At 60.6% G+C, this 13679-nt stretch carries 10 protein-coding genes; 6 read left to right on the top strand and 4 right to left on the bottom strand.

Annotated elements, in window-relative coordinates; all coding sequences use genetic code 11:
- Positions 1–8 precede the first annotated feature (8 nt).
- The 6 genes from HYX42_RS19555 (at position 9) to clpB (ending at position 9438) form a co-directional block, all read left to right on the top strand.
- Entirely contained in the window at positions 9–1049 is a 1041-nt protein-coding gene (locus tag HYX42_RS19555; RefSeq protein WP_293406275.1) for an amidohydrolase family protein, read from the top strand.
- Between the two features lie 46 nt (positions 1050–1095).
- Positions 1096–2061: a tripartite tricarboxylate transporter substrate binding protein gene (locus HYX42_RS19550; protein WP_293406273.1), complete on the top strand. Its 966-nt coding sequence runs from the start codon at positions 1096–1098 to the stop codon at positions 2059–2061.
- A gap of 84 nt (positions 2062–2145) precedes the next feature.
- The gene (locus HYX42_RS19545; RefSeq protein WP_293406808.1) at positions 2146–3768 is read left to right on the top strand and encodes an FAD-dependent monooxygenase; all 1623 of its coding nucleotides are present in this window, start codon (positions 2146–2148) and stop codon (positions 3766–3768) included.
- 11 nt (positions 3769–3779) lie between these two features.
- Positions 3780–5024: a flavin-dependent oxidoreductase gene (locus HYX42_RS19540; RefSeq protein WP_293406806.1), complete on the top strand. Its 1245-nt coding sequence runs from the start codon at positions 3780–3782 to the stop codon at positions 5022–5024.
- 78 nt (positions 5025–5102) lie between these two features.
- Positions 5103–6053: a hypothetical protein gene (locus HYX42_RS19535; RefSeq protein ID WP_293406272.1), complete on the top strand. Its 951-nt coding sequence runs from the start codon at positions 5103–5105 to the stop codon at positions 6051–6053.
- Positions 6054–6840: 787 nt separating this feature from the next.
- Positions 6841–9438 (top strand): ATP-dependent chaperone ClpB, encoded by a 2598-nt coding sequence (clpB, locus tag HYX42_RS19530; protein WP_293406271.1) that lies wholly within the window; start codon positions 6841–6843, stop codon positions 9436–9438.
- Between the two features lie 90 nt (positions 9439–9528).
- On the opposite strand, the gene HYX42_RS19525 is transcribed toward clpB, so the two are convergent.
- From HYX42_RS19525 to HYX42_RS19510, 4 genes are all read right to left on the bottom strand, one after another.
- Positions 9529–10593, bottom strand: coding sequence for an enolase C-terminal domain-like protein (locus HYX42_RS19525; protein WP_293406270.1), 1065 nt, complete (start codon positions 10591–10593; stop codon positions 9529–9531).
- Between the two features lie 20 nt (positions 10594–10613).
- On the bottom strand, positions 10614–11996 hold the full coding sequence (locus tag HYX42_RS19520; protein ID WP_293406268.1) for an MmgE/PrpD family protein: 1383 nt from the start codon (positions 11994–11996) through the stop codon (positions 10614–10616).
- A gap of 7 nt (positions 11997–12003) precedes the next feature.
- A complete protein-coding gene (locus HYX42_RS19515; RefSeq protein WP_293406266.1) occupies positions 12004–12984 on the bottom strand; it encodes a tripartite tricarboxylate transporter substrate binding protein in 981 nt (326 codons plus the stop codon).
- Positions 12985–13133: 149 nt separating this feature from the next.
- Positions 13134–13670: a cupin domain-containing protein gene (locus tag HYX42_RS19510; protein ID WP_293406264.1), complete on the bottom strand. Its 537-nt coding sequence runs from the start codon at positions 13668–13670 to the stop codon at positions 13134–13136.
- Between the last annotated feature and the right edge of the window lie 9 nt (positions 13671–13679).

Genomic DNA, 13679 nt, shown 5'->3' with positions numbered 1-13679 from the left:
GAGACCCCATGCATCCAAAATCCCCCAACTACCAGCGCATCGCCACTGAAGAGGCTTTCGCGCCGCCCGAACTGCTGGAGGCCTATCGCAAAATCATCGCCAGGGGAAATGTAGACCCCGGCTTCAATGGCCTGATGGGTTTTTACATGACCAGCCCGAGCGACCGTGCCAAACACATCATGCGCTGCCTGACCGACATGGACGAGCTGCGCATCCAGCACATGGACGAATGCGGGATTGACCGCCAGGTGCTGGCCATGACCTCACCCGGTGTGCAGGTGATGGACAAGGACGATGCGGTGGCATTTGCGAAAGTCGGCAACGACTTCCTGGCCGATGCGGTCAAGCGCCACCCCACCCGTTTCACCGGCATGATCTCGGTCGCGCCGCAAGACCCTGCGGCCGCGGCAAAAGAGATCGAGCGCGGGGTGACACAGCTGGGCATGAATGCCATCGTCATCAACTCGCACACCAAGGGCGAATACCTGTCTGACCAGAAATTCTGGGACATCCTTGCAGCCGCTGAAGCGCATGACGCGCCCATCTACCTGCACCCCAACTCGTTGCCCAAGAACATGATCGAGCCCTTCCAGGAAGCCGGTCTTGACGGTGCGATTTACGGCTTTGGTGTAGAGACCGGCCTGCACGCCATGCGCATCATCACCTCGGGTGCGTTTGACCGCTTCCCCAAGCTGCGCATGATCATCGGCCACATGGGCGAAGCATTGCCGTTCTGGATGTACCGCCTGAATTACATGCACCGCGCCACAGTTGCATCCAAACGTTACGAAAGCATGAAGCCCATCAAGAAGACGCCTGGCGACTACCTGAAGGAAAATTTCTACATCACCAACAGCGGTGTGGCATGGGAGCCGGCCATCAAGTTCTCTCAGCAGGTGCTGGGTGTTGACCGCGTGCTGTATGCGATGGATTACCCCTACCAGCACCAGCTTGACGAGGTCATCGCGCTCGATAACATGGACATGAGCATGGAAGACAAGAAGAAGTTCTTCCAGACCAATGCCGAGACGGTGTTCAAGATTCGTTGAAGCCGCGCCGCCCATTTTTACTTACCCGAATCCATCAGGAGACATCATGAACCTCATCAAACGTGCACTTTCGACTGGCCTGCTGATGGCCTTTGTCGTTGCTGCCCAGGCGCAGACCTGGCCAGGCCAGACCATCAGGATAGTTGTGCCATTCACACCCGGCACCGGCATGGACACCATTGCCCGCGCCGTCTCGCCCAAGCTGAGCGAACGTCTCGGCCAGCCCGTGATCGTGCAGAACACACCGGGTGCCAGCGGCAACATCGGTGCTGACGCCGTTGCCAAGGCCACGCCTGACGGCTACACCGTGCTGATGGGCGCCAACACCATGCTGATCGCCTCGCAGCTCTACCAGAACGTGCCCTTCAACCCGGTGAAGGATTTTTCATCGGTGTCCATGGCAGCCTATGGCACGCTGATGCTGGTGTCCAACCCCAAGACCAACATCAAGTCGCTGAAAGACCTGATGGCGCTGGCCAAATCGAAACCCGGCTTCATCAGCTACGGCTCGCCCGGCGTCGGCACGCCGCACCACATGGCGATGGAGCTGCTCAAGTCTGAAGGCAAGGTGTCCATGCTGCACATTCCCTACAAGGGCACGGCCGGCTACGTGCAGGACTTGCTGGGCGGCGAGCTGATGGTCGGCTTTCTGCCGGTGCACGTGGCCCAGGGTTTTGTGACGGCAGGCAAGCTCAATGCGCTGGCCGTCGGCAGCGCAAAGCGCAACCCGGCAGCACCGAATGTGGCCACCCTGCAGGAACTGGGCATGAAGGGCCTGAATGTCGACATGTGGTATGGCTTTTTTGTGCCCAACCGCACGCCGGCCAATGTGGTCAGCCGCCTGAATACCGAGATCGCAGCCATCATGAAGTTGCCGGACGTGCAGTCGGTGCTGACCAAGGGCGGGCTGGATGCTTCGTCTTCCACGCCTGCTGAACTGACCACCATCGTGGGCCAGGACTACACGCGCTGGGGCAAGGTGATCAAAACCAACGGCATCGCCGCCGAATAAGCGGCTGGCAGCGGTCCGAACGGGGACCCCGGGTCCACCGCCATGAAACATTTGAATTGAGGACAGACGGTGGAAACCAGCAGCATGCTCCCGGGCGGGAGCGAAACTTCGCGTGACGCGGATGTAATCATCGTTGGCGGCGGCCCTGTGGGCATGGGCCTGGCGATCGAGCTGGGGCAGCGCGGCGTTCGCTGCATTGTGGTCGAGCGCTACGAGCAACCCCAGCCCATTCCCAAGGGCCAGAACCTGACCACGCGCACCATGGAGCATTTCCATGCCTGGGGTGCAGAAAAGCAGTTGCGTGCGGCCCGCACCATTCCACCGGACTATGGCATTGGCGGCCTGACCGCATACGGCACCCTGCTTGGCCGATATGCCTACGACTGGTTCCCGCGCGACCTGGTCAAGCCCTACTACTTTCAGGCGAATGAACGACTGCCCCAATACGCCACCGAGGCGGTGCTGCGCCAACGCGTATCTGAGCTTTCGCATGTAGAGACCATGTACGGCCATGACGCCGGTGATGTGCTTCAGGACGAGACCGGCGTTTCTGTCGTCATCACAAATCGTGCTGACAAGAGTGAGCGTGTCTTGCGCGTGGCCTATGTCGTGGGTTGTGACGGTGCGAGGTCCGGCATTCGCGAGCAGGCAGGCATCACGCACACCCGCACCGACCATGACAGGCTGATGGTGCTGCTGGTTTTCAGGTCGGTGGAACTTCACAAGCTGCTGGAGCGCTACCCGGACAAGGCCTTTTACAACGTCCTGCACCCGGACCTGAAGGGCTACTGGAAGTTCTTCGGGCGTGTGGACCTGGGCAGCACATGGTTCTTTCACGCACCGGTGCCGCCTGGCACGACTGCCGACAACTTCGACTTCAAGGCCTATCTGTACGAGTCGATAGGTGCAACGATTGACGTTGAGTTTGAACACATCGGTTTCTGGGACCTGCGCTTCATGCTCGCGGACTCCTACCGCAAAGGCCGTGTATTCATCGCGGGCGATGCCGCCCACAGCCATCCGCCCTATGGTGGCTATGGCGTCAACTCTGGCTTCGAAGATGCCAGAAACATCGGATGGAAGCTCGCCGCCACTTTGCAAGGGTGGGGCAGTGAAGGCCTGCTCGATTCCTATGACGCTGAACGCCGTCCGGTGTTCAGGTCAACCATAGACGACTTCATCGCGAAATCCATAGAGAACGATGGCAGCTTTCTGGCCGCCCATGACCCTGAACGTGACCGGCCTGCGTTCGAGGCGGCGTGGCAGGAGCGGGCCGCCGGCGTGGTTGGCGAAATCCATTCATATGAACCGAACTACGAAGGCTCGCCGGTGGTGTGGCCTCACTCTGCCGATGCTGTGTGCAGCGCCAGGGGGGCGCACCGGTTCGAGGCGCGTGCAGGGCATCACCTCGCGCCTGCCCTTCTTTCTTCGGGTGGCAACGTCTTCGAGGCCCTTGGGGCCGGCGTTACCCTGCTGGCGATTGGCGTGCCGCAAACCACTGTCGACCGCTTCCGGCATGCAGCGGCTGAACTGGATTTGCCCCTGACTGTTTGTGTGGCCGCGCCTGAAGGCGAAGTCCTGCGCTATGCCGCCGCACTGGTACTGGTGCGCCCCGATGAGTTCGTCGCGTGGACAGCAAACACGCCTGAGCCCGGTGACGCCGAAATAAGGCAAGTGCTGCGAATTATTCAAGGAGTTGTGAAGTGATGAACAAGAACATGAAAATCGCCGTCGTCGGCGGCGGTATTGGGGGTCTCGGTTTCGCGCTGGCGCTCAAGCAGCTCGGCCTGGACTGCGATGTGTATGAGGCGGTGCCCGAGGTGAAAGAGCTGGGCGTCGGCATCACGCTGCTGCCGCATGCCATGCGCGAGCTGGCGGCGCTGGGCGTGCAGGCGAAGCTCGAAGCCGTCGCGATTGAAAACCTCGAAAGCGTGTTTTTCAACCGCTACGGCCAGTTCATCTACAAGGAGCCGCGCGGCCGCCATGCCGGTTATGCCTTGCCCGAGCTCGGCATTCACCGCGGCAAGCTGCACCGCATTTTGTATGACGAAGCGCTGGTCCGTCTCGGCGCTGACCGCATCCACACCGGCTACCGCTGTGTGGGCGTAGAGCAGGACGACAGCGGCGCCACCCTCCGCTTTATCGACCCGGCTACGGGTGCCGCACGCGAGCCGGTACGTGCCGATGTGGTGATCGCCTGCGACGGCGTGCGCTCGGCGGTGCGCAAGCAGTTCTACCCCGACGAGAAAGTCGCCTTTGCCGGCATCAACACCTGGCGCGGCGTGACAAGGCACAAACCCATACTGACCGGCAAAAGCTACATCCGCGTTGGCACCATAGAAACCGGCAAGATGGTGATTTACCCCATCATCGACAAGCTTGATGACGACGGCATGCAGCTCATCAACTGGACCACAGAAATCCAGGGCGACGCCACCGACATGAACGACTGGAACCAGAAGGGCAAGGCGGCAGACTTCGCCGGCATCTTCAAGGACTGGACCTTTCCCTGGCTGGATGTGCCGGCGCTGATCGCCAATTCTGAAGAAATCCTCGAATACCCCATGGTCGACAAGGACCCGGTGGCGCAGTGGACCTTTGGACGCATCACGCTGCTGGGCGATGCGGCCCACCCCATGTACCCGCGCGGCTCCAACGGCTCGGCGCAGGCCCTCATCGACGGCCGCACACTCGCCGACCAGTTGCAGCAGCACGCCGACCCGCTGGCGGCGCTGAAAAGCTACGAAGACCTGCGCCTGAAGACCACCGGCAGGATTGTCGAGACCAACCGCTCGACGCCGCCTGATTTCATCATCATGAAGGCTGATGAGCTCAGTGGCGGCAAGCCGTTTGGCAAGATTGACGACCTGATCAGCCAGGACGAGTTGCGCAAGATCGCCGAGAACTACGCCAATATCGCTGGCTTCTCGCAAGCTGCGCTCAAGGCTACTGCACCAGGCTGATAAATTTTTGCGGACCATTGAGTGAGTTGAGGCGATTGCATTTGACGCGGTTTTGTTTCGCTGTCAGGATGGGTCCGTATGACCCCAACGCTTCTTATTAGTCAACTTCCTGCCTGTCTGCACCCACTAAATGCTTCCCCGATGACTCGTCATCTCAACGGTGTATTTTTTGCGCTTGTTTTGATCTTGTGTGCTTGTGGCTCATCTGCACAGAATATAGAAAGTCAGATGCCAAGTGAGTCCGAGCTTAGGACCTATGTCAACCAGCGGTGGCTGTATGGTAATTCGAGTGAAATGCTCAAAGCGCTCCACTACCGAAATTACCAAATACCTGTTAGCGGCATACAACTAAGCGTGAAACGAACCTTCACACCTGCCAGAAACGCAAAAGTAGTGGAGGACCTTAAGGCTTACGGGGCAAGACATGGCGCGGTACCAATCACGCCAACTCAGGCACAACAACAGTTTGAGCTATGGGGTGATTGCCTCGTCAAAGCTTATCAATCTGATTTGTCCTCAGATCAATTGCAAAGTTTGCGGAGCATTTTCGGTGTTGTTCATTTTTTTCCTCGCCTTGGTGGGGAAGTCGAAGCCTGGAGTTTTGAGGCCTTCCAGCGAACTTTTAATGCGGATGGTAAATCCATAGCCTCGACGAATTCAGCTGAGTCAAATGATCTGGATGAGGAGATTAGGGGGAAAATTTATACCGCTGTTGCAAATCCCGTCAATGACATTTACCTGGCGCAGTTCGTCAATCTTGGTCAGATCGGTCAAGTAAAAAATGAATTGCTAATCAAAACTCGAAACTTCCCTGCGATAGCAAGCCGATTGGGCATTGACCCGCAAAGATGGGCGGTGATTGAGCGATACGCGATGTCGGAGGTCGCGGGTAAGGAAATGATAATTTACAGAAGGTGTGATAGCAGCCAAACCTATGTCAGCCCCGCGACTCGAAGCTGGTCTACGGGCGCCTTCGCTGTGATGGCTCAATACTTTAATGAAAACCTGATCAGCTTGAGCGCCGATTAATTCTGCGCGAATGTCGTCGCTCAACAGAAGCTCAGACGCATTTCATAGAAATTTGCGTACATTCCAGACTCCTCGCGTGAGGCGTTGATGGAGACGTCCACTTGACGCAGGGTTGCAAGCCGTCATCTCGGACTTGCTCCGGGATCCATCTGTGCGTTTTGTGGGGGGTCGTGCCCTTCTCGTAGAAGCCGGGGGTAGCCCGGCGGCTAGTCACTTTTCTTTTGCTTCGCCCAAAGAAAGGTAACTCGCCCGCCGGGGCGAGACCCGGCCTGGTCATGAAGGGCACAACGGCAACTCACTAACGTCGTCCCGGGCGCGATCCGGGATCCATCCCCCGCTTTGTGCGCCATGGATTGCGGGTCAAGCCCGCAATGACAGGCTGGAGCGGTCCAGCACCTCAATTTTTAACACCTACGGCAAAAATTTAACGTACACGTTAAAAAATAGCAAAAAGTTAATATGGGTATTAACATTTGGCGGCCACAGCACAAGAGGGACCGATTTCTGGACTAAAAATAGCCTAAAACAGGCCATTTTTTAGCCTAAAACAGGCTGCAGCCCTTTAAATACATGCGTGAGCAGCTATTGAATAAATAGCAAATAAATTTCGCCGAGTGCTGCCGTGCGCACACTCTGGCCTCGCTGGCGGGCTGCAGGTCTTCAGTCGCTTCTCGTGCGCGACACACCGCTGACTTTGACATGGCGCAAGCCACCAACTGATATAGCGCTTGAAAATGCGCCGGGTGGCCTGAACTGTTCGGCAACCAAAGTTCGGAGAAAGCATCCCATGCGACAAGACAAACTCACCACCAAGTTCCAGGAAGCCCTCAGCGACGCACAGTCGCTCGCGCTGGGCAATGACAACGGCTACATCGAGCCGGCGCACCTGCTGCTGGCCATGCTGCGCCAGGACGACGGGCCGCGCGCGCTGCTTGAAAAAGCTGGCGTCAACGTCCCCGGGCTGACGAAGGCGACGGAGGCGGCGGTCAAAAAACTTGCCCAGGTGCAGGGTCAGGACCAGATCCAGGTCAGCCCCGAACTGGCCAAGCTGCTGCAGGCGACCGAGAAGGAAGCCATCAAGCGCAACGATCAGTTCATTGCTGGCGAACTCTTCCTGCTGGCTGTGGCCGACAGCAAAAGTGATGTGGGCAAGCTGGCCAAGGAGAACGGCCTGAACCGCAAGTCGCTGGAAGCCGCGATTGACGCCGTGCGCGGCGGGCAGGGCGTCAACAGCGCCGATGCCGAAGGCCAGCGCGAAGCATTGAAAAAATACTGCCTTGACCTGACCGAGCGCGCCCGTCTGGGCAAGCTCGACCCGGTCATCGGCCGCGACGATGAAATCCGCCGCGCCATCCAGGTGCTGCAGCGCCGCACCAAGAACAACCCGGTGCTGATCGGCGAACCCGGTGTCGGCAAGACCGCCATTGTCGAAGGCCTGGCCCAGCGTATCGTCGCGGGCGAGGTGCCCGATTCGCTCAAAGGCAAACGTGTGCTGTCGCTCGACATGGCCGCGCTGCTGGCGGGCGCCAAGTTCCGCGGGGAGTTCGAAGAGCGCCTGAAGACCGTGCTCAATGAACTCGCCAAGGACGAAGGCCAGACCATCGTCTTCATCGACGAGCTGCACACCATGGTGGGCGCCGGCAAGGCCGAAGGCGCAATGGACGCCGGCAACATGCTCAAGCCTGCGCTTGCCAGGGGCGAGCTGCACTGCGTGGGCGCGACAACGCTGGACGAATACCGCAAGTACATCGAGAAAGACGCCGCACTCGAGCGCCGTTTCCAGAAAATCCTGGTGGGCGAGCCGACCGTGGAAGCGACCATCGCCATCCTGCGCGGCTTGCAGGAGAAGTACGAAGTGCACCACGGCGTGCAGATCACCGACCCGGCCATCGTCGCGGCGGCTGAACTCTCGCACCGCTACATCACTGACCGCTTCCTGCCCGACAAGGCCATAGACCTGATCGACGAGGCTGCGGCCAAGATCAAGATCGAGATGGACTCCAAGCCCGAGGTGATGGACAAGCTCGACCGCCGGCTCATCCAGTTGCAGATCGAGCGCGAAGCCGTGCGCCGTGAAAAAGACGAATCCTCACAAAAGCGCTTCGGCCTGATCGAGGAAGAAATCACCAAGCTGCAAAAGGAAATTTCCGACCTCGACGAGATCTGGCAGGCCGAGAAGGCCCAGGCCCTCGGCTCGAAAGACGTGATGGAAGAGATTGACCGCATCCGCTTCCAGATCGAGGAGTCCACCCGCAAGGGCGACTTCAACAAGGTCGCCGAGCTGCAGTACGGCAAGCTGCCAGACCTTGAAAAGCGCCTGAAGGCCGCGCAGGACAGCGAATCCGAAAAGGGCGCCACCAGCGCGCCCACGCTGCTGCGCACCCAGGTCGGCGCCGAAGAGATCGCCGAAGTCGTGGCGCGCGCCACCGGCATCCCGGTCAGCAAACTCATGCAGGGCGAGCGCGACAAGCTGCTGCTGATGGAAGGCAAGCTGCACGAGCGTGTAGTCGGCCAGGACGAAGCGATCGGCGCGGTGGCCAATGCCATTCGCCGCTCACGGTCAGGCCTGTCTGATCCCAACCGCCCAACAGGTTCGTTCCTGTTCCTCGGCCCCACCGGCGTCGGCAAGACCGAGCTGTGCAAGGCGCTGGCGGGCTTTTTGTTCGACAGCGAAGACCACCTGATTCGCGTCGACATGAGCGAGTTCATGGAGAAACACTCGGTCGCCCGCCTGATCGGCGCGCCCCCGGGTTATGTCGGCTACGAAGAAGGCGGCACGCTGACCGAGGCCGTGCGGCGCAAGCCTTACAGCGTCCTGCTGCTCGATGAGGTGGAAAAAGCCCACCCCGACGTCTTCAACGTGCTGCTGCAGGTGCTCGACGATGGCCGCCTGACTGACGGCCAGGGCCGCACAGTGGACTTCAAGAACACCGTCATCGTCATGACCAGCAACATCGGCTCACCCATCATCCAGACCATGGTGGGCAGGCCGTATGAAGAGGTGAAAGAGGCCGTGACGGACGAGCTGAAGAACTACTTCCGCCCCGAGTTCCTGAACCGCATCGACGAGACGGTGGTCTTCCATTCGCTGGACGCGAAGAACATCGAGTCCATCGCCCGCATCCAGTTGCAGACCCTCATCGGCCGCCTGCAGAAGATGGACCTGACGATGGAAGTTTCGGAAGCTGCGATTGCAGAACTCGCCAAGGTCGGCTTCGACCCCGTGTTCGGCGCACGGCCCCTGAAGCGTGCGATACAGCAGCGCATCGAGAACCCGCTGAGCAAGCTGCTGCTTGAAGGGCGCTTCCCGCCCAAGAGCGTGATCCCGGTCAGCGTTGACCCGGTGCGCGACCCTGGGGTGTTCAGCTTCGGCGCTGCGTCTTAAGCGTCTTCTGCAAACAAGAATCCCGCCACTGCATATGCGCTGGCGGGATTTTTTATTTGCCGGTCTATAGATCAGGAAAGCAGGTGGGCTTCAGGCGAGCACAATGCCGCAGCCCGGTGAATCCGGCAAGGTCAGCACCCCCCTGTTGATCGTCAATCCGGTGAACGGGTCATCCAGCAGGTTTTCATGCTCCGACAGTTCGCAGGCATAGGGCAGGGTCTTGATGGTGCTTGCCGCCTGCGCGTTCATGGCCTGCATGAGCGAGGGGCCGAAGGCGGCGCCGACACGGCACACCACGCCGCCTGCTTCGCAGATGCGCACGGCCTCCATGAAATGCCTGAAGCCGCCGAGCTTGGTCACCTTGAGGTTGATCACATCCACGACGCGGCCTGACACCAGCCTGTAGACGTCATGCACGGTGACTGCGCTTTCATCGGCCTCGACGGCCGCTGGCAGGCTGCGCGTGAGCAGTTCGAGACCGGCCCAGTCGTGTGCGGGTACGGGCTGCTCGATCAGGGCGATGTCGTAACGCTCCATGCGCGCGAAGGCCGTCATCATCTGTTTGGCGCTGTAGGACTGGTTGGGGTCCAGCGTCAGCACCACATCCGGGCCGGCCGCATCCCGCACCGCCGCGACGCGGCTGACATCGAGAGCCGTGTCGCCTGACAGTTTCAGCTTGAGCTGTTTGAAACCGCTTTCGGTCAGTGCCGCCGCCTTGCCTGCCATCTCCGCAGGCGACTTGATCGAGAGGATGCGCGCCAGGGGTATTTCGCTGCGCATCCTGCCGCCCAGAAGCACGTGGATGGGCACACCCACGCGCCTGGCCAGAAGATCGTGCAGCGCCATGTCGACAGCGGCCTTGACGCTGTAGCTGAAGGCCAGGCTGCGTTCCACTTCTTCCATGATGAGGGCGATGTCCTGCAGCGCGCGGCCCTCGAGCAGGGGCTTGACCAGCTCGAGTGCAGAGCGGGCGCCTTCACCGTGCGTGGTGATGGCCGGAATGGCATGCGCGTAGCCGAGGCCGGTGTTGCCGGCATCGTCAGTCAGCGACAACACCGACCCCTCGATTTTCGACACGGTGGCACGTGCGAATTTCCAGCCCGCATCGCGCATGCGCTGGTGGCAGGGTAAAACAGCGATGGCGGCGATGTGCATGACTTGGCCCGAAAGTTGTGTCAGCCTGCGAGCCTGTCGAACACCGGGGCAACATCCGGGAGTTCGTCCAGGCGCATCAGGCTGTCTATGGTCTGTTCCACCAGCGCCGGGGCGATGACGCCCTCTGCATTGGAGCGGAATTTGTCGAAATAGTCTGCCTCAGAGATCGGATTGTCACGCGTGCCGCGCACGCTGTCGATCACATGCTGCATGCTGTTGCCGTCGTCGAGGAAGATGGTGACATGCGCGCCCGATTTTTTCGCATCGACCGGCTTTTGCGCCACCCGGTAGCTGACCTTGTCGGCCAGCGCATTGATGTGCGGGTCGTGCAGTGCCTCGGGACTGTAGGCGTTCTTGTCCATTTTGCCGATGATGAAGGCTTCAGCCAGCGAGTGCTGCAGGCTGATGCGGCCGTGCCAGGTGGTGCGTGGCCGCAGCTTTTCGGCCACCGGCTCGCACAGCGTGGCGATAGAGCTTTGCGCGACTTCGCAGCGGATTTCCGTGATGTGCGACGCATCCATCCCGTGCGCTGCCTTCAGCGCCAGCACCGCATCGACATAAGGGTGAATGGTGAAGGCGCTGGGGTAGGGCTTGGAGGCGACATTGAGCATCTCCCAGTCTTGCCCGAGCGCCGCAGTGGCTTTGGAGAAACGGAACTCTTCAGGTGGTGTTTTTTGCAGGTGCGTGCGGAACCAGCCGTAGCGGCCGTCGAAGGCCGATACCGGTCCGCTGATGCCTTCCGCAGCCAGGGCCACGGCGCGGACCGCCTGGCCCGCAGCCATGCCGACGTGCAGGGTTTTGGTTGATGCGCCGTCTTCCCATGAAGCCATCAGGCCGCCGCACATGCTTGCGCTGTGGCCGATGGCGCTGACGATTTGCGCAGCGGGCAGGCCGCGAAGCGTGGCCAGCGCATAGACGGCACCGAACGTGCCCATGATGGCCGACGGGTGTATGCCTGCGCTGTGCAGGCGCGAGGGTGACACCAGGCCCAGGCGGCAACCCAGTTCGCTGCCCACGATGACAGCCTGCATGAGGAGCGGGCCCGCCAGGTGCGATGCCTGGCAAAGGGCCGCAGCGGCCGAGAAGGGCGCAATGGTTGAATGCACAAACGACTCGATATGCGTGTCGTCAAACTCCAGCACCGAAGCCATGACGCCGTTCACAAACGCCGCACCACCCAGCGAGAGGGTACTGTCAAAGCCCAATGCCCTCGCCTGGGAGCCGGGGTCGGTCTGCGCCATGGCGCGGGCTGCCGCATTGACAACCTCTGACGGCCTCGCGGCCAGCATGACACCGACCACGTCCAGGATGTGCAGCCGTGCCGCCTTGCGCACATGCTGCGGAATGTCGTCCCACTGCAGGCGGGCCACCCAGGCGGCCAGCTGTTCGCTTGTTCCCTGCATCCCGGACTCAATCCATCTTGATGGTGATGGCCTTGCCGAGCTTTGACCACTGATCGTATTCATCGTGCAGGAACTTCATGAACTGGGTATTGTCCGCAGTGCTTTGCTGCGCGCCCTGGTTCTCGAGCAACTGCTTGAAGGCCGCGTCCTGGAACATGCCGTCCACCGCCTTGTTGATCTGGGCCACCACGGCGGGTGGCGTGTTTTTCGGCGCAAAGATGCCATACCAGCCGGCCAGGCGCGTGTTGCCGAAGCCGGACTCTGCCATGGTCGGCAGGTTGGGCAGCTTGGGCGAACGCATGGGGATGGTGACCGCCAGCGGCGTGACAAGGCCAGCCTGGATGGCAGGCAGGCCTACCTGCAAATCCGTGAACAGCAGGTCGATGTGCCCGGCGGTGAGGTCGGCCAATGCCGGGCCGGCACCCTTGTACGGTACGTGGGTAAGGTTCGCGCCGGTCTGGTTCTTCATCAGCTCCGCCGCTACGTGAGGCAGGCTGCCGTTACCGGGCGAGCCTATGTTCAGGCCCGATGTTTTTGTTTTTGACAGCGTCGTGATGTCGGCCAGTTTGGCGACGCCCGACTTTTTGCTGGCCATCAACACCATGGGCGCCGAAGCAATCATGCGCACCGCCACCAGGTCGCGGAAGGGGTCGTAAGGCACCTTGGTCAGCGCCGGGTTGATGGTGATGGGCCCCTGAAGGCCCAGCAGCAGGGTGTAGCCGTCAGCAGGGGCATTGACGACGAAGCTGGTGCCGATCACGCCGCCCGCGCCGGCGCGGTTTTCAACCACCACGGGTTGATGCAGCTGTTGCGACAGCGTCGTTGCCATCGAGCGCGCCACCAGGTCGGTCGGCCCGCCGGGGGCGTAGGGCACCACGAGCTTGATGGGCTTGTCGGGGTAGGCCGGGCTTTGCGCGTGGACGGCTGAAAGGCAGGAAAGGGCTGCGGCCATGAAGGCCAGCGAGCGCATGACGGCGCTGATTTGCATGCGTGTCTCCGGTTCGTTATGGGATTCCGGAAATCGGGTCCCGGCTGGAACGATTACAACGCAAATATGTTTCGCAGAGCGAAAACGTGCAAATCAGCGCCCCGCCGTTTCCGAGGGTGCCGGAGGCCGCTTTTTCTACTCGGGTAGCGTCAGGGCGCAGGCACCGCGTCAATCAATATCGCCATCAGCATGCAGGGCTTGTCGCTCTTGTTGACCCAGGCGTGGTTGGTGCCGCGCTGCACGATGCAGTCGCCCGGCTTGAGCAGGGTTTCGCCCTCTTCCATCACCATCCACATCTCGCCTGCGGTCACCACCAGGTAGTCGATGGAATTGGTCTTGTGCATGGAGGCGTGTTTGGCCGAGTCTTGCGCGCGGGGCTTGTTGTGGCTGCCCATGGCTTCAAAAGCTTTTTGGGTGTCGATGCCGGACATCCTGCTTTCGGGCGGAAACTCCACCACGCGGAATACCGTGCCGTTGGGCGTCGGGTCGTGCCGCATCTTGCGTGCGCCCTGGTCGGTGTCGCCCATGTTGTTGATGGGCATCTCGCCTGTCACCCAAAGCTCCGTGATGTAGAGGCCAGGCCAGCCTTCGACGGCTGTGGCGTTGGGTGCGTCGTCGTCGATGGTGATGACCGACTGGCCGTTCTTGTTGTGGCCCGTGACCACGCGGCGTATCGCTTGTCTCATGTGTTTTCC

It is taken from the genome of Polaromonas sp., assembly GCF_016185115.1.
Classification (GTDB): Bacteria; Pseudomonadota; Gammaproteobacteria; order Burkholderiales; family Burkholderiaceae_C; genus Polaromonas.
This window is presented reverse-complemented; position numbering and strand designations above follow the sequence as displayed.